At 60.7% G+C, this 16,267-nt stretch carries 12 protein-coding genes; 4 read left to right on the top strand and 8 right to left on the bottom strand.

Annotated elements, in window-relative coordinates; all coding sequences use genetic code 11:
* Positions 1-73 precede the first annotated feature (73 nt).
* The 3 genes from E4P01_RS13295 to E4P01_RS28225 are packed head-to-tail and all read left to right on the top strand — an operon-like array spanning position 74 to position 1,609.
* Positions 74-433, top strand: a complete 360-nt coding sequence (locus E4P01_RS13295; protein WP_032878508.1) for a helix-turn-helix transcriptional regulator — start codon at positions 74-76, stop codon at positions 431-433.
* The gene (locus E4P01_RS28230; RefSeq protein WP_253201659.1) at positions 411-1,202 is read left to right on the top strand and encodes a HipA domain-containing protein; all 792 of its coding nucleotides are present in this window, start codon (positions 411-413) and stop codon (positions 1,200-1,202) included. Before E4P01_RS13295 ends, E4P01_RS28230 begins: the two co-directional genes overlap by 23 nt.
* Positions 1,145-1,609, top strand: a complete 465-nt coding sequence (locus E4P01_RS28225; protein ID WP_348983564.1) for a HipA domain-containing protein — start codon at positions 1,145-1,147, stop codon at positions 1,607-1,609. The genes E4P01_RS28230 and E4P01_RS28225 overlap by 58 nt, the downstream gene beginning before the upstream one ends.
* Before the next feature lie 37 nt (positions 1,610-1,646).
* Here E4P01_RS28225 and E4P01_RS13285 read toward each other — a convergent pair whose 3' ends face one another.
* The 8 genes from E4P01_RS13285 to E4P01_RS13250 form a co-directional block, all read right to left on the bottom strand.
* Positions 1,647-3,089 carry an efflux transporter outer membrane subunit gene (locus E4P01_RS13285; RefSeq protein ID WP_032878510.1) on the bottom strand — a complete coding sequence of 481 codons (1,443 nt, stop codon included), beginning with the start codon at positions 3,087-3,089 and terminating at the stop codon, positions 1,647-1,649.
* On the bottom strand, positions 3,086-4,144 hold the full coding sequence (locus tag E4P01_RS13280; protein ID WP_032878511.1) for an HlyD family secretion protein: 1,059 nt from the start codon (positions 4,142-4,144) through the stop codon (positions 3,086-3,088). Before E4P01_RS13280 ends, E4P01_RS13285 begins: the two co-directional genes overlap by 4 nt.
* A gap of 15 nt (positions 4,145-4,159) precedes the next feature.
* Positions 4,160-5,695 (bottom strand): MFS transporter, encoded by a 1,536-nt coding sequence (locus E4P01_RS13275; protein WP_032878512.1) that lies wholly within the window; start codon positions 5,693-5,695, stop codon positions 4,160-4,162.
* Between the two features lie 219 nt (positions 5,696-5,914).
* Positions 5,915-6,835 carry a LysR family transcriptional regulator gene (locus E4P01_RS13270; protein ID WP_078819966.1) on the bottom strand — a complete coding sequence of 307 codons (921 nt, stop codon included), beginning with the start codon at positions 6,833-6,835 and terminating at the stop codon, positions 5,915-5,917.
* Positions 6,836-6,895: 60 nt separating this feature from the next.
* Complete coding sequence (locus E4P01_RS13265; RefSeq protein WP_216090534.1) at positions 6,896-7,780, bottom strand: TauD/TfdA family dioxygenase; 885 nt, start codon at positions 7,778-7,780, stop codon at positions 6,896-6,898.
* Positions 7,781-7,995: 215 nt separating this feature from the next.
* Positions 7,996-9,360, bottom strand: coding sequence for an HlyD family type I secretion periplasmic adaptor subunit (locus E4P01_RS13260; protein WP_216090533.1), 1,365 nt, complete (start codon positions 9,358-9,360; stop codon positions 7,996-7,998).
* Positions 9,350-11,506: a type I secretion system permease/ATPase gene (locus E4P01_RS13255; protein WP_005783538.1), complete on the bottom strand. Its 2,157-nt coding sequence runs from the start codon at positions 11,504-11,506 to the stop codon at positions 9,350-9,352. The genes E4P01_RS13260 and E4P01_RS13255 overlap by 11 nt, the downstream gene beginning before the upstream one ends.
* Before the next feature lie 42 nt (positions 11,507-11,548).
* Positions 11,549-12,904, bottom strand: coding sequence for a TolC family outer membrane protein (locus tag E4P01_RS13250; RefSeq protein WP_032878517.1), 1,356 nt, complete (start codon positions 12,902-12,904; stop codon positions 11,549-11,551).
* Between the two features lie 338 nt (positions 12,905-13,242).
* Here E4P01_RS13250 and E4P01_RS13245 point away from each other — a divergent pair.
* Positions 13,243-16,267 (top strand): retention module-containing protein (locus E4P01_RS13245; protein WP_248130069.1); only part of this gene is annotated, 3,025 nt, incomplete at its 3' end.

The raw sequence follows: 16,267 nt of genomic DNA, 5'->3' as shown, positions 1-16,267 counted from the left end.
CGGTTTTTTTGCGTGTGGCCTTAGCAACTTGAATGATATAAGTTGCCCTTACTGCCTTAAGGGGTGATATATCATGCATGAAACAGGCAAGCCATACCCCCACAAAGGGTATATCTCAGAGAGAAGCGCTGAACTGATGAGAGGTATCGGGAACGGTATCGAAATAGCCCGTATTCGTCGCCGTTTGAAAATCTCGACCATATGCAGCCGGGCGGGCATTACACGACAGACGTATCAGCGGCTGAGACAGGGAGAAGCAGGCGTATCCCTCGGCGTGCTGATGAATGTGCTTAGCGCGATGGACCTGGAAGAAGGTATGGCGAGCATTGCGTCACCAGAACTTGACCAGGTTGGGATTACCATGAGCCTCGCCCGTGAGCCCGACCGAATTCGCACAGAAGGGGAACCTGATGTCTTGGAAGCCGATTGGTAACGCATTCGTTTTTTCAGCTCACTCAGTCGGTGATCCGGTCCCTGTTGGTGAGGTGGCCATGCACGCAAGCGGATTCGTTTTTCGCTACGCCAACAGCTGGCTTGCGCGCCCCAACGCATTTGCGATTGACCCGCTTAGCCTGCCACTGACCCCTAACCAGTATTCCTCGACACGCATGTTTGGTGTGCTCGACGACGCAACGCCCGACAATTGGGGTCGGCGTGTTCTACTGGCGACCCACAAACAGCATCCACAAAACGAAGTTGAATGGCTCCTTGCTTCGCGGGGTGCGGGAGTGGGCTGCCTGCTGTTCAGTGCGTCAAGAAACCTGTTGCCGACTCTGCACCAACCTCCGCGATTTGAAGACCTTGAGAAAATCATGGTGGGCCTTGATCAGGTCGAAAAAGGTAATGTCGACCTGCCTGCGGAAATCGCACGACTATTCGAATTCGGCAGTTCCATGGGCGGCGCCAGGCCGAAGGTCACCGTGACTCACGAAGGTAAGGAATGGATTGCTAAATTCGGCCGTAGCGACGATGTTTTCGATCAACCACGTGCTGAATTCGCCAGCCTTCAAATGGCGGATGCGGCAGGTCTACCCGCAGCCGGGCACAAGTTGGTAGAGGTCGCCGGCAAACCGGTTTTGATGGTCGAACGTTTTGACCGGCATGAGGGGGCTGGACGCGAGCACTATGTCAGCTGCAGCCGCGAATGCGAGTTGACGCGGTTGAGAGTGCCGTTTCCTATTCCAGGATCGCCGACGTGTTGAAGAAGGTCTGCGACGATGCCACCTTTGACATGCGTGAGCTTTACAAGCGTATGGCCTTCAATGTGCTGATCGGCAATAGCGACGACCACCTGAAACAAACCGGGCTTCTGCTGACCAGCGCCTCGGGCTATTCCCTTGCGCCAGTATTTGACGTGTTGCCCCACCCCACGCAACTAGGCTTGCAGGCGTTGATCATCGGGAATGAGGGCAGGGTATCGTCTGTCAGCAATTTGCTGAGTACGCCTGAACGCTTTGGGTTGGGGGCGGATGAAGCAAGGTCCATCGTCACGGATATGTATGCCGTCGTGCGAGAAGCCTCCGGCTTTTTCGAAGCGGCAGGCTGTAGCGGTGCCGATGTGCGCATGCTTTCCAATGTGTGTACCCGGTTTGCAGCAGACCTCGCTTAGGATCAAGGATCTCGGGCTGCAACAAAGCGCACCCTCATTACTGAGCGACTGGCAACGGATACACCGACTCCCACCCTCCTCCCAGCGCCTTGTACAACCCGACCATGGCCAATGACACGCCGGTGGAGCTTTCAACCCACTGCTCTTGAGTTGCCAGCAATGCGCTTTGCACGGTGAGTACATTGACGAAATCCGCCACACCTTCGACGTACTGGTGTTGCGCGGTGGTCAGCGCGATCTGGTTCTGGCGCACCGCTTCGGCCAGGCTGTCGCGACGCAATTGGCTGGCGTTGTAGCGGGTCAGTTGGTCGTCGATTTCATGCCAGGCGCGCAGCACGGTTTGCTGGTAGGCAAGGGCCGCTTCCTGTTGCTGGGCTTCGCGCAAATCCACCATGCCTTGCAGGCGCCCACCGTTGAACAGTGGCAGGCTTAATTGCGGGCCGAGGGCAAATGCGCGGGAGCCCCAGGAGCCGAAGTCCGACAGTTGCATGGCTTGAGAGCCGAGGCTGCCGGACAGGGTGATGCGCGGGTAAAAGTCGCCCTTGGCCACGCCGATGCTGGCAGTGGCGGCGTGCAAGCGCGCTTCTGCCTGGCGGATGTCGGGACGGCGTTCGGCCAGCTCCGAGGGCAGGCCAATGGCGACCTGACGCTGGGTTTGCGGCACGGCGGCGTCCTTGGACAGCTGCGCGTGCAAGGCCTGGGGCGGTTCGCCCATCAGCAGGCTCAGGGCGTTGATCAGTTGGTCCTGGCGTTGCTGCAAATCCGGCAGACGCGCTTCGATGGCCGCGACCTGGGCGGCGGCTTCGGCCACGTCGAGGTCGGTCGCTACGCCATCAGCCAGACGCAGTTGCGAGAGCTTGAGGCTGTGGCGGGCGACGTCGAGGTTTTGCTCGGTGACGGCGCGGGTATTTTGTACGCCGCGCAGTTGGATATAGTCCTGGGCGGTCTCGGCCAACACCGACAACAGCACGGCACGACGGTCGTTTTCGGCGACTTCCAGCGTGGCGTCGGCTGCTTCGGTTTCACGCTTGACCCGGCCCCAGAAATCCAGCTCCCAAGAGGCCGAGAAGCCCATGTCCCATTGGTTGAAGGCCGAACGGCCGTTCTCGCCGGAAGGGTCGTTCAAGCCTTTGCCACTGTTACGTTTGCGCTGGTAGCCGCCACCCGCATCGACATTGGGGTAACGCTCGGCGGTGGTCACCTGGCGTACGGCGCGGCTCTGTTGCAGGCGGCTGCTGGCCAGTTTCAAGTCGAGGTTATCGCTGAGGGCCCGGCGTGTCAGGGCGGAAAGCTGCGCGTCGTGGAACACGTCCCACCAGCGCTCCTGCAAGGGATCGCTAACGGCACGGCTGGCAGCTTGTCGGCCCTGGGGTTCGCTCCACTGATTGATCTGCGGGCTCTCGGGCCGCTGGAAGTCGGGACCGACCGTGCAGGCACTCAGGCTGATCAGGCTTAAGGTGAGCCAGGCGACGTGTTTCATTGCTGGGCCACCTCACGCTGTTGCGCGACCGGCCGCGTATCGACGCTGGCTTCCACCGACATGCCGACGCGCAGGCGCTCGGTCAATGGCTGGTTCGGCTCAAGCACGATCTTCACCGGAATACGCTGCACCACCTTGGTGAAGTTGCCGGTGGCGTTGTCCGGTTTGACCGAGGCAAAGGTCACCCCCGTGGCCGGCGCCAGGCTTTCCAGATGGCCTTTGAGCAGTTCGCCGTCAAGGCTGTCGACGCTGACCTGCACCGCTTGCCCCGCGTGCATATGCGACAGTTGCGTCTCCTGGAAGTTGGCTACCACATAGGCCTCGGCCAGCGGCACGACCGCGAGGATCTTGCTGCCCGGGGTCACATAGGCGCCGACCCGCACCGCTCGCTCGCCGACCATGCCATCGACCGGCGCGACAATGCGCGTGTAGGACAACTGATAACTAGCCATTTCCAACGCCGCCTGGGCGCGCTTGAGCCCACCTTCGGCGGCGTCACGCTGGGCGGTGAGGATTTCCACCTGCTTGCGTTCGGCGGCCAGCACTGCGGTGGATTTGGCCAGGCGTGCGGTGGCCTGGTCGATACGGGTCTTGGCTTGTTGGGCGTTCTGCACGGTACCTGCGCCGACGCCAGCGAGGTGGTTATAGCGGTTCAGTTCGTGTTCGGCGAAGGCGACTTCGGCGCGATCCGCCGCGACGGTGGCTTGGGCCTGGGCGATCACCGAGCTCTGGCGCTCCAGGGTCGCGCTGGCGTTTTTCAACTGGGCCTGGGCGACCAAGGTGTCGGCATCGGCGGCCTGGGCGGCGGCGCGAAAGTCGCGGTCGTCGATCAACGCCAACAGTTGGCCGGCCTTGACGCGCTGGTTGTCTTCTACCAGCACTTCCTTGATGAAGCCCGCCACCCGCGGCGCCACCAGGGTGAAGTCGGCGGCGACGAAGGCGTCGTTGGTGGTCTGGTGTTTGCTGCCCAGTACGCCCGGCGCAACCAGATAAACCAGTACGCCAACGGCAAATACAGCAATAACGGAGACGGCAATTTTGTCTTTGCGTTTCATGGAAAGTCCTTGTGGTCAGGCCGGAGCGCGAGGCGGATAGATCCGCGTGGGCATCCAGAAAATCAGCAGGATCAACGCCACCGCGACACCGGCCATGACGACGTAAAGATCCGAAGAGGTCAGCACCACGGTCTGCTCGTGCAAGCGGTGGGCGAGGCCCGGAGCCTCAGTGTCGGCCAGGGGCGAATTGCCCAGGCGGTCCACCAACATGGTTGAATGGAAATGCCCGCGCTGGGTGGTCAATGTATCCAGCACCGCAGTGGCGATCACAGCGGCCAGGCCCTTGACGGTATTGAACCAGGCCGAAGCGAACGGCCCTTCGATGGGTTGAATACTGCCGGTGGACAACATCAGCAGTGGCAACACGGCCATCGGCTGGCCGAAAATCTGCAACAGGTACCAGCCATAAAAATCGTCGCGGATCCACGCCGAAGTCAGGTGCGAACTGCCGATGCAGCACAGCACCAACATGCCAAGGCCAATCCCCAGCACCCAGCGGCAATCGACCCAGCGCAGGTTGCACAGCGCCGCCACCAACGGCAACGCGATCAATTGCGGCAACGCCATCAGCAGCATCACCGGCGCAGTTTGCAACGGCCGGTACCCCTGGACCTGGGCAAGGAAACTGGAGGGGATGATGATCACCGAGGTCAGCACCATCAGCACGCCTGCCAGCACGATCAGGGCGAAGGCCAGGTTGCGCAGGCCGAGCATCTGCAATTTGAAGAAGGGTATTGGCTGCGACCATTCGTTGAGCATGAACAACACCAGCAAGAGCGTGCCACCACACAACAGGAAGGTGATCAGGCCCGACTCGAACCAATCCAGGCGATTGCCCTGCAACAGCCCGATCACCAACATGCAGATCGCCGGAAAGCCCAGCAGCAGGCCGCGCCAGTTGAACTGTTTGAAACGCTCCAGGCGCAGCGGGTCCTGCGGTATGCCATAGGCCACGGCGACCATCGCCAGCAGGCACGGCGCGACGATTTGCCAGAACGCCCACTGCCAGCCGACGTATTCGGTCCACAACGCCGCCAGCGGAGTACCCAGGCTCGGGCCGAAGGTGGCGGTCAGGGCGTAGCCGGCCAGGCCATACAGCTTGACGTTGGCGGGCAGGAAACGCAGTGCCACGGTCATCAGCATCGGGGGCAGCGCGCCACCGGCCAGGCCTTGCACGGTACGCAGCAGCAGCAGGCTTTCGTAGTTGGGTGCGAACGGGCAGAGAATGCCCAACACGGTGAACAAGCCGATGGCGCACAGCGTGAAACGGCGCAGGGAAAACGTCACCGAACACCACGGCGCAAAGGCCATGGCCGCCACGGAAGTGGCCGTGTAGGCGGCGACCAGCCAGGTGCCTTCATCAAAGCCGATGTACAGCGCACCGCGGATATCGGCAAGCGCCACCTTGGTGACCATCTCGTTGAGACCGGACACCAGCACCGCCAACAACACGCCGACCAAGCCGATGATGATGCGCGGGCCGAACACGGGCGGGGCCGGGGCAACAGGTTTGGCTGCGGCCTGAAAAGCGGGGGCAGCGAGGGATGTCATGAACAGGTAACTCGGAATGAGAAATACCTGAGCAGTTTAATCAGGCTATAGCATGACAAAAAGTTACTTATCGGAAGTTTATAAGTGCGCCAGGCGCAATCCATAGGTGGGAGGGGGCTTGCTCCCGATGGCGGTATGACAGCCACCTGATGTGAAGCTGATACACCTCTATCGGGAGCAAGCCCCCTCCCACATTTGATTGTGCATGGCTTGAGGTTTTTAGTTGGGTTGGGCTTCCAGCCAGGTGGCGTGGCAACTCTCGCGCATGGTTTCACGCAGCCATTTGTGCGCGGGGTCTTTGTCGAAGCGCGGGTGCCAGGATTGGGCCAATACCAGGGTCGGCAAGGAGATCGGCAGCGGGAATGCACGCAATGGCAAGTTCAGGCGTTTGGCGCTCAGGAGCGCTTCCTTGGGCACCGGCATGATCAGGTCGGATTCCGGCAACATGAACATGGCACCGTGGAAGCCCGGCGCGATCATCGCCACGCGGCGCTCCAGGCCCTGCTCGTTCAGCGCGGTGTCGATCGGCCCGCGGGCGATGCCGCGGCGCGAGATGCTGATATGGGAATAGCTGGCAAAGCGTGCGGCGGTGATCTCTTCGTCGAACAGTGGGTGATCTTGTCGCGCCAGGCCGACGAAGGTGGTGGAGAACAGGTTCTGCACCTTCACTTCGGGGCTGACCGGCATGGTGTTGCTCACACGCAGATCCAGGCGCCCTTCGCGCAGAGCTTCGTCGTCGGTGTCGCCTTCAGGCACAAAGCGCAGCTCGCACAGCGGGGCCACACGCTCCATGGTGTCGAACAAGCGACCGCCATATACGCCAATAAAAAAGTCATTGGCGCGTACGCTGAAACGGCGGCGCAAGGTACTCAAATCGACTTGATCCGCCGAGCGAAACAGCAACGCCGCCTGCTCCACCACGTTGCGTACCTGGCCTTGCAGCTCAAGCGCCTTGGGCGTCGGCACCAGGCCGCGACCGGCACGTACCAGGATCGGGTCACCGACAGCTTCACGGATACGCGTGAGGGTACGGCTCATGGCCGCCGGGCTGAGGTTCATCCGCCGTGCGGCGCCGACCACACTGCCCTCATCGAGCAACGCGTCGAGGGCGACCAGCAGGTTCATGTCTGGTAATTGCATGCCAAGCACTCGTGATCTGTGGGGAGTGAACTGGGCGCAATCGTAGCAGGCTTTACCGGTTCAGAAAGGCGCATCGCCCTGGATGGTGGTGCGGTACAACTTGCGGCGCAGGTGGCTTGGGCAACCGGCGGCCAGGTGGATCAGCGAACGGTTGTCCCAGAACACCAGGTCGTGGGGCTGCCACTGGTGGCGGTAGATGTTTTCCGGCAGCACACTGTGGGCATAGAGCTGGGCCAGCAAGTCACGGCTTTCGTCATCGGGCAGGCCGACGATACGGGTGGTGAAGCCTTCGCTGACGAACAACGCCTGGCGGCCGTTTTCAGGGTGGGTTCGTACGATGGGATGCACTACTTCGGCGACCTGGGCGAGTTGTTCGGGGGTGAGGGTCGGGCGCCAGTTACCTTCGAATTTGGTTTCGCTGTAGCGCGCCGTGTAGGAGTGCGCGGCACTGCGGCCTTCTACGGCTTTGCGCAGGTGCTCGGGCAGTTGCTCCCAGGCTTTGTGCATATCGGCGAACAGGGTGTCACCGCCTTCGGCAGGCAGTTCCTGAGCGTGCAGCATCGAGCCGAGGCTGGGCAGTTCCTTGTACGACAGGTCCGAGTGCCAGAACTTGCCCGCGTCCCCCAGGCCGATGGATTGGCCGTTCTCGATGATGTTGGAGACGATCAGGATTTCCGGGTGATTGGCCAGCAGGAATTGTTTGAGCACGTGGATCTGCAGCACACCGAAACGGCGGCTGAAAGCGATCTGTTGTTCGGGGGTGATGCGTTGGTCGCGGAACACCACGACGTGGTGGTCCAGATGTGCGCGGTGGATACGGGCAAAGTCCTGGTCATTGACCGGGCGGGATAAGTCCAGGCCGATGATCTCGGCGCCTACACTGCCGGGGAAGGGCCGGACATCGAAGGTTTGGGCAGTGGTGGGGGCAGCAGCGGTGGCGGACATTGGATTCACTCCCGGCGGACAGGGAAGTGAATTTATAGGTATAAGAATGGAAGTTTAAATACTGTTAGGGCATATCGATATGGCGTTTGGTTTGAGGTGCTGGGGGATGCTGAGGGCCTCATCGGGGGCAAGCCCACTCCCACATTTTGATTTGTGAACACATTCAAATGTGGGAGTGGGCTTGCCTGCGATGAGGTCGGTACAGGCGCTGAAGATCAACGCTCGTGCAACGCCTCGGCCCGCGCCTTGATGATCGGTTTGAGCAGGTAGCTGAGGATGCTTTTCTTGCCGGTGATGATGTCCACCGAGGCAACCATGCCCGGGATGATCAGCAACGGCTTCTCATCGGTGCCCAAGTGGCTGCGGTCGGTACGCAGGGTGATCATGTAGTAAGTGGTTTTCTTGTCTTCATCGGTGATGGTGTCGGCACCGATGCGTTCGAGCTTGGCCTTCAGCCCACCGTAGACGGTGTAGTCGTAGGCGGTGAATTTGACCACGGCTTCTTGCCCTGGGTGCAGGAAAGCGATGTCTTGCGGGCGGATCTTGGCTTCCACCAGCAGGGTGTCGTCCAGCGGCACGATTTCGACCATGTCGCTGCCCGGCTGGATCACGCCGCCGACCGTGTTGACCAACAATTGCTTGACGACCCCGCGCACCGGCGAGGTGACCAGGGTACGGCTGACGCGGTCTTCCAACGCACGGCCGGTGGACTCGGCCTTGTTCAACTCAGTACGAGCCTCGTTGAGCTGGGTCAGGGCTTCGCTGCGGAATTTGCCACGGGTTTCGTCGATCTTGCGCTGCACTTCCTTGATCGCCGATTCGGCACGGGGGATTGCCAGGGTGGTGGCATCCAGTTGGCCACGGGTTTCCATTTCGGCACGCTTGAGGCGCAGCACTTCCACCGGCGATACCGCGCCCTGAGCCACCAGCGGCTCGGACATGTTGATTTCCTGGCGTTGCAGGGACAACTGGCTGCGGTACTGGCCTTGCTTGGAGGTGAATTCACGCAGTTCCTGCTGGCGCTGTACCAGTTGCTCTTGCAGGCCGCCGACTTCGTCTTTCAGTTGCTGGCGTCGGCTCTCATACAATGAGCGCTCGTTGGCAGCCTGGCTCGGCGCGGCCTTGAGTACGTCGTCGGGGATGTTCAGCGGGCGATCATCCACCTGCGCACTCAGGCGCTCGACGCGCAGTTGCATGGCCAGGCGCAAGGCTTCGGTTTCCCCGGCGTTGGAAACGAACCGGGTGTCGTCGAGGCGAATCAACGGCGCACCGGCCTCTACGATCTGGCCTTCCTTGACGTACAGCTCGGCGACGATACCGCCTTCCAGGTTCTGGATTTTCTGCAATTTGGACGACGGAATCGCCTTGCCGTCGCCACGGGTCACTTCGTCGATCTCGGAGAAACCCGCCCAAACCACCAGGAACACGAAAAACCCGATGATCGCCCAGATGGTCAGGCGAATGACGCGCGGGGCATCTTCGATCAGCGCTTTGTTGACCTCGGGCAGGGGCTGGCCCTGCAGCGAGTCGGTGCCTTTGAAATAGCGGCCGACCGCACTCTTGATGGACTTAAGCAACACTGATCTGCCCCTTTTTCAACGCTTCCATGACCACGGCTTTCGGGCCGTCCGCGAGAATCTGCCCACGGTCGACCACCAGCAGGCGGTCCACCAGCGAGAGCAGTGAGGCTCGGTGCGTGACCAGCACCACGGTCTTGTTTTGCACCACGGCTTGCAGGCGTTGTTTCAAGCGTTCTTCACCGGTGTTGTCCATGGCGCTGGTGGGTTCGTCCAGCAGCAGGATGGGCGGGTTGAGCAACAACGCGCGGGCCAGGGCGACGTTCTGACGCTGGCCGCCGGAGAGGTTCTGACCACGCTCGCCCACTTGCAGCTCGTAGCCCTGGGGGTGCAGACGGGCGAATTCGTGTACACCGGCCAGCTCGGCGGCTTGCAGGACCATTTCGTCTTCGACGTAGCGCGCACCGCTGACCAGATTGTCGCGCAGGGTGCCGGCGAGCAACTGGATGTCCTGGGCGACGTAGCCAATGTTGTGGCGCAGCTCGCTGACGTCGATCTGGCGCACGTCCACGCCGTCCACCAGCAGGGCGCCGGAGTCGGGCTGGTACAGGCCAACGATCAGTTTGGCCAGGGAGCTTTTGCCCGAGCCGCTACGACCAATGATGCCGATTTTTTCCCCGGGCTTGATCACCAGGTTGATGTTCTTCAGCGCCAGGTTCTGCTGGTTGGGATAGGTGAAATTCAGGCCCCGGCATTCGATGGCGCCTTGCAGAGTACGGCGGCTCATGGGGCGCTCTTCGAAATTGCGCTCTTGAGGCAGCTCCATCATTTGGTCCACCGAGGTCATGGTGACCTTGGCTTGCTGGTAGCGCGTGAGCAGGCCCGACAGCGAAGCCAGCGGGCTCAAGGCGCGGCCACTGAGCATGTAGCAGGCAATCAGGCCGCCCATGCTCAGGTTGCCGTCGATGATCTGGTACACGCCGAACACGATCATGATCACACCGGCCAATTGCTGGATCAGCAGGGTCATGTTCATCGACAGGCCCGACAGCAACTTTACCCGCAGCTCAAGCCGGCTCAGGGTGCCGATGGTCTGTTCCCAGCCATACTGGCGCTCGCTCTCGGCATTGTTGACCTTGACCGCATCGAGCCCGGCGAGGGTTTCGATCAGGCTCGACTGGCGTTCAGCGGCCAGGGCCATGGTGCGTTCCATGGTAGCCACCAAGGGCTTTTGCAGGGCGTAGCCGATGCCCAGGGCAAGCGGAAACGCCAGCACCGGGATCCACACCAGGTGCCCGCCGAGGATGGCGATCACCATAAAGATCAGCAGCGTGAACGGCAGGTCGATCAGGCTGGTGAGGGTCAGCGACGCGAGAAAATCGCGCAGGCTTTGAAACTCATGGATGTTCTGGGCGAAGCTGCCGACCCGCGCCGGGCGGTACTTCATGGACATGCCGACGATGCGTTCGAACAGCGTGGCCGAGATGATCAGGTCGGTTTTTTTACCGGCCAGGTCCAGGCACAGGCTGCGCAGGCTTTTGAGGATCAGGTCGAACAGGTATGCACCACAGATGCCCACGGCCAACACCCACAGGGTGGCGGTGGCCTGGTTCGGTACGACGCGGTCGTACACGTTCATCACGAACAGCGGCGCGGCCATGGCGATGATGTTGATCAGGAAGCTGGCGGCGATGGCGTCGGTGTAGAGCCAGCGCGAACGCATGAGGGTGTCACGGAACCACGAACGCGCCCGTGGAATCAGGCTGCCGTGGTTGACGTCGAATTTGTGTTGCGGCTGGGCGAAGAAGACCTTGCCGATGTAATCGTCGGCCAATGCTTCGCGCTTGATCAGCACTTCGCCGCCGTCGCTTTCGCTGAGCAGCACCCGCGCCTCATCGTCGCCCTGCCAACCCACCAGCACGGTGCTGCGCCCGTCCTTGAGCAACAGCAGGGCCGGCAATGCAATCGTCGGGATCTGTTCCAGCTTGCGTTGCAGCAGCCGGCCTTGCAGCCCGGCCCGCGCAGCAGCACGCGGCAGCAGTTCAGCACTCAAGCGTTGCGAGGGCAGCGGCAGGCCAGTGGTGAGCATGGCCGCGCTGGCAGGCTTCTGGTGCAGTGCGCAGAGCGCCAGCAACCCGTCGAGCAACGGGTCGTCGTGCAAAGCGCGTGGATCATGACTGAGATGAACTCGACCGATTTCAGATTCCACGCGGTGCACTCTCGACTAACAGATGGGGCTATTGGGGGTGGCTCAATTCATCCCAGGCAGTTGGACTTTAGGTTTCACGTCATTCTGCACGACGGAGGCCATCGGTGCGACCACTCCCTGGCTCTTGAGCAATTCGCCCATGGTCGCCTTGATTCGGTACTGAGTAAATAACTGAATGTTCTTGATTTCTTCCAGGCGGCGGGAAGCGGTGAACAATTCATTCTCGCTGTCGAGCAAATCCAACAGGGTACGTTGGCCAAGGCTGAACTGCTGCTGGTAGGACGTGCGTACGCGGGTGCTGTGATCCACATACTGCTGGGCGACCGGCAATTGCGCGTTGGCGTTACTCAAGGCGTTCCAGGCCAAGCCTAGCTCTTCGTTGAGTTGGCGCAAGGCGTTGTTGCGAATATCCAGGGCCTGGTTGGCCTGGTAGGACTTCGATTGCAGGTCAGCCTTGTTGCTGCCACCGGCAAACAGGTTGAAGCGCATGCGCACCATGGCTTCCCAGCCGTTGCTGTGGTTGGGATCACCGGAGACGTTGTTGTCGGCGTTGGTGCCAAGCTCGGCATCAAAGCGCGGGTAGAAGGTGGACTTGGCGGCTTCGTACTGCTTCTCGGCGGCGGAGATATCCGACTCGGCCGAGCGCAGGACCGGGCTGTTGTCGAGCATCTGGCGACGGGCTTCATTCAGGTCTGCCGGCAGCATGGCCATGAACGGGGCCGGGCGCTCGAGTTGGTCCGGCATCTGGCCTACGGCGCTGAGGTAGTTGACCTGCGCGTCGGCCAGGTTGGTTTGCTCGGTGATCAAGTTGTTGCGGGCCTGGGCCAGACGCGCTTCGGCCTGGTCCTGGTCGGCACCGTTGCCGACGCCGCGCTCCGTGCGCAACTTGATCTGATCGTAGATGCGCTCGTGGTTGCGCAGGTTGTCTTCGGCCAGGCGCACAAACTCACGACGGGTCAGCACTTCCAGGTAAACCTGAGCAACGGTCAGCGCTGTGCGCTCGGAAGTACCCAGCAAGGAGTAGGCACGGGAATTAACGTTGGCTTGTTGACGCCCGACTTCGCTGGAGGTAGCGAAACCGTCAAAAATCATTTGCTGCAGACGCAGGCTGGATTCACCGCGGTTGAGCGTGTCCCAGTGGTTGCCGCTGGGGTTGTTGGCGCGGGTGGTGGCGTTGTCAGTCCCTTGACGACCGTAACCGGCGTTCAGGTCGACACGCGGCAGGTAACCACCTTGGGCGGCGCGCAATTGGTAATCGGCGGCGATACGGCTGTTTACACCCGCCTGGATTTCCGGGTGTACATCCAATGCCTGCTGCATGGCTTGGGGCAGTGTCTGGGCTTGTACGAAACTGGCGGCGAGAACGAACGGTATTGCCTTGAACAGGTGCAGACGCATTAAAAAATTCCCCAGGACTTCTTGTCTCAAATCACAGCGATGAGTACCGCTGCGTCGGATAATGGCTACCGTAATGACCGTACGTCGGAAAGTTCAAAAAGCGGAACTGCTTCACACATGTAGGACGGTTCGCCGCATAAATATCAATGTGACATTACAGAGGCGATTGTTTAGGATGGCGACCATAAGGTCAATACTTTGGCACAAACTAGATCACTAAAAAATCTAGCCAAATATTTGACGTCAATACATATATAGACTACGCCCTCCCAATTGGCAGCGCTAATACCGCGCTGCGAAATGGAATTTGTCGAAACGGATCACCGGAGAAAATTTTAATGAGCAGTGTTGTTGCCATCGTCAAAAGCATTGTTGGTCAAGTTTTCGTTGTTTCTCCGGAAGGAATACGTCGCGTCCTTGTAGAAGGTGATCGCCTGTTTGCGGGCGACCAGATCGATACGGGCATGTCGGGCGCGGTGAGCCTGGAGTTGGCCGACGGCCGCATTCTGGACCTGGGCCGGGAAACCCAGTGGAGCGCCGATCTGCCGGACTCCAGCGCCGACTTGGCCGCCGCTGCCGAGCAAGCCGCACCATCGGTTGCCGAGCTGCAACAAGCCATCGCCGCCGGCGCCGACCCGACCACCGACCTGGAAGCCACCGCCGCAGGCGCAAACGCTGCCGGTAATGGTGCCGCCGGGGGTGGCCACAGCTTCGTGGTGCTGGACGCGACCGCCGGCCGTGTCGACCCGACCATTGGCTTCCCGACTGCACCTATCGGCCAAGGCACTTCGGCACTCAACGCCCTGAGCGGAGCGCCAGGCTCGGCGGACTCGGGCAACCAGGTGCTGCAGCCTTCGACCCTGACCCTGAGCGCGACGCCGACCATCACCGAAGCGGGCGGCGTGCTGACCTACACCGCTACCGTGACGCGGCCCTCCACCAGCGACCTGACCGTCACCTTGACCAATGGCGCGGTGATTACCATCCCGTCGGGCCAGTTGACCGGCACCGTCAATGTACCTCTGGCCCCTAACGACAGCCCGTACATCGACCCGGGCCAGATCAGCGTCGGCGTTACCGGTACCACTGGCGGCGGCAACCTGGTATTGACCATCGACCCTAACCCGGCCGTAACGCAGATCACCGACACAATCGACACCACCACCGTCACGCTGACGGCGAGCAATACCGTGACCGAAGGCGGCCAGATCACCTACACCGCCACCTTGACCAACCCGGCGCAAACCCCGGTAAACGTTACCTTGAGCAATGGCTCGGTGATCACCATCAAGGCCGGCGAGTCGACAGGCACCGTTGTGGTCGATACTCCGGCTAACGACGTCTATAACAACGGTTCGAACGTCAGCACCACCATTACCGGTGCAACCGGCGGCAACTTCGAAAACCTGGTACCGAGCACTACGCCTGCGGTCACCACCATTACCGATTCGGTCGACACCACCACCGTTACCCTCACAGCCAACAACAACGTGACCGAAGGCGGCCAGATCACCTACACCGCCACCTTGACCAACCCGGCGCAGACCCCGGTGAATGTCACCTTGAGCAATGGCTCGGTGATCACCATCAAGGCTGGCGAGTCAACCGGCACCGTTGTGGTCGATACTCCGGCTAACGACGTCTACAACAACGGCTCTACCGTCAGCACCACCATTACCGGTGCAACCGGCGGCAACTTCGAAAACCTGGTACCGAGCATTACGCCTGCGGTCACCACCATTACTGATTCGATCGATGCCACCACCGTTACCCTGACAGCCGACGGCAACGTGACCGAAGGCGGCCAGATCACCTACACCGCGACCCTGACCAACCCGGCGCAGACCCCGGTGAATGTCACCTTGAGCAATGGCTCGGTGATCACCATCAAGGCGGGTGAGTCGACCGGCACTGTCGTGGTCGATACTGCGGCCAACGACGTCTACAACAACGGCTCTACCGTCAGCACCACCATTACCGGTGCAACCGGCGGCAACTTCGAAAACCTGGTACCGAGCACTACGCCTGCGGTCACCACCATTACCGATTCGGTCGACACCACCACCGTCACCCTGACCGCAAGCTCGACCGTGACCGAAGGTGGCCAGATCACCTACACCGCCACCTTGACCAACCCGGCGCAAACCCCGGTAAACGTTACCTTGAGCAATGGCTCGGTAATCACCATCAAGGCTGGCGAGTCTGTCGGCAGCGTGGTCGTGGACACCGCGCCCAATGATGTCTACGTCAACGGCAGCACGGTCAGCACCACCATTACCGGCGCGACTGGCGGCAACTTTGAAAGCCTGGTACCGAGCACAACTGCGGCAGTCACCACGATCACCGATTCGATCGACACAACTACCGTTACGCTGACTGCGCCGACCGAAGCGAATGAGGGCGGGCAGATTACGTACACCGCTACGCTTTCCAACAAGGCGGGCACTGACGTTACGTTGAAGTTGGATAACGGCTCGTCGATCACCATCAAGGCTGGGGACACTGTCGGCACTGTGACCGTCCCGGCGCCGACTGATGACGTGTTCATCGACAAGAGCACGCAGACCGTTCAAATCACCGAGACCACGGGTGGCAACTTCGAGAAGTTGGAAGTTGCGGGCAATGGTGCGACCACCACGATCAATGACACCATCGATAAAGTCGATGTAGTGCTGACCGCTACCACCACCGTCGGTGAAGGCGGCAATATCGTTTACACCGCAAGCCTTGTGGATAAAAACGGCGCGCCGGTGACTAACATCACTAATCCGTTGACTGTCACCCTGGATAACGGTCAGACCATCACCATTGGTGTGAATCAATCCAGCGGTACTGTTACTACCGTAGCGCCGGATGATGTCTACAAAGGCGATCAGACCGTTACCACCGCCATCAGCGGCGTTACGGGCGGCGAGCACTTTGAAAACCTGGTGCCGGGCACTACGGCGGTGAACACCACCGTCACCGATACCCCAGGTACCGATAACCCCACGACTGTTACGTTGACTGCGCCGAGTGCCGTTAACGAAGGTGGCCAGATCACTTATACCGCCACCTTGAGCAACAAGGCCGGTACTGACGTCACGTTGAAGTTGGATAACGGTTCTTCGATCACCATCAAGGCTGGGGACACTGTCGGCACTGTGACTGTGCCGGCGCCTACCGATGACGTGTTCATCGATAAGAGTACCCAGACGGTCCAGATCACCGAAACCACGGGCGGCAACTTCGAGAAGTTGGAAGTTGCAGGCAATGGTGCGACCACCACGATCAACGACACCATCGACAAAGTTGATGTGGTCCTGACCGCTACCACCACCGTCGGTGAAGGCGGCAATATCGTTTACACCGCCAGCCTTGTGG

The organism is Pseudomonas sp. NCIMB 10586, from assembly GCF_023127895.1.
GTDB classification, from domain to species: Bacteria; Pseudomonadota; Gammaproteobacteria; order Pseudomonadales; family Pseudomonadaceae; genus Aquipseudomonas; species Aquipseudomonas synxantha_A.
This window is presented reverse-complemented; position numbering and strand designations above follow the sequence as displayed.

Excerpts from the sequence above, each read along its gene's own strand:
- E4P01_RS13295 (WP_032878508.1), top strand. The coding sequence starts at position 74 with ATGCATGAAACAGGCAAGCCATACCCCCACAAAGGGTATATCTCAGAG.
- E4P01_RS28230 (WP_253201659.1), top strand. The coding sequence starts at position 411 with ATGTCTTGGAAGCCGATTGGTAACGCATTCGTTTTTTCAGCTCACTCA.
- E4P01_RS28225 (WP_348983564.1), top strand. The coding sequence starts at position 1,145 with ATGCGAGTTGACGCGGTTGAGAGTGCCGTTTCCTATTCCAGGATCGCC.
- E4P01_RS13285 (WP_032878510.1), bottom strand. The coding sequence starts at position 3,089 with ATGAAACACGTCGCCTGGCTCACCTTAAGCCTGATCAGCCTGAGTGCC.
- E4P01_RS13280 (WP_032878511.1), bottom strand. The coding sequence starts at position 4,144 with ATGAAACGCAAAGACAAAATTGCCGTCTCCGTTATTGCTGTATTTGCC.
- E4P01_RS13275 (WP_032878512.1), bottom strand. The coding sequence starts at position 5,695 with ATGACATCCCTCGCTGCCCCCGCTTTTCAGGCCGCAGCCAAACCTGTT.
- E4P01_RS13270 (WP_078819966.1), bottom strand. The coding sequence starts at position 6,835 with ATGCAATTACCAGACATGAACCTGCTGGTCGCCCTCGACGCGTTGCTC.
- E4P01_RS13265 (WP_216090534.1), bottom strand. The coding sequence starts at position 7,780 with ATGTCCGCCACCGCTGCTGCCCCCACCACTGCCCAAACCTTCGATGTC.
- E4P01_RS13250 (WP_032878517.1), bottom strand. The coding sequence starts at position 12,904 with ATGCGTCTGCACCTGTTCAAGGCAATACCGTTCGTTCTCGCCGCCAGT.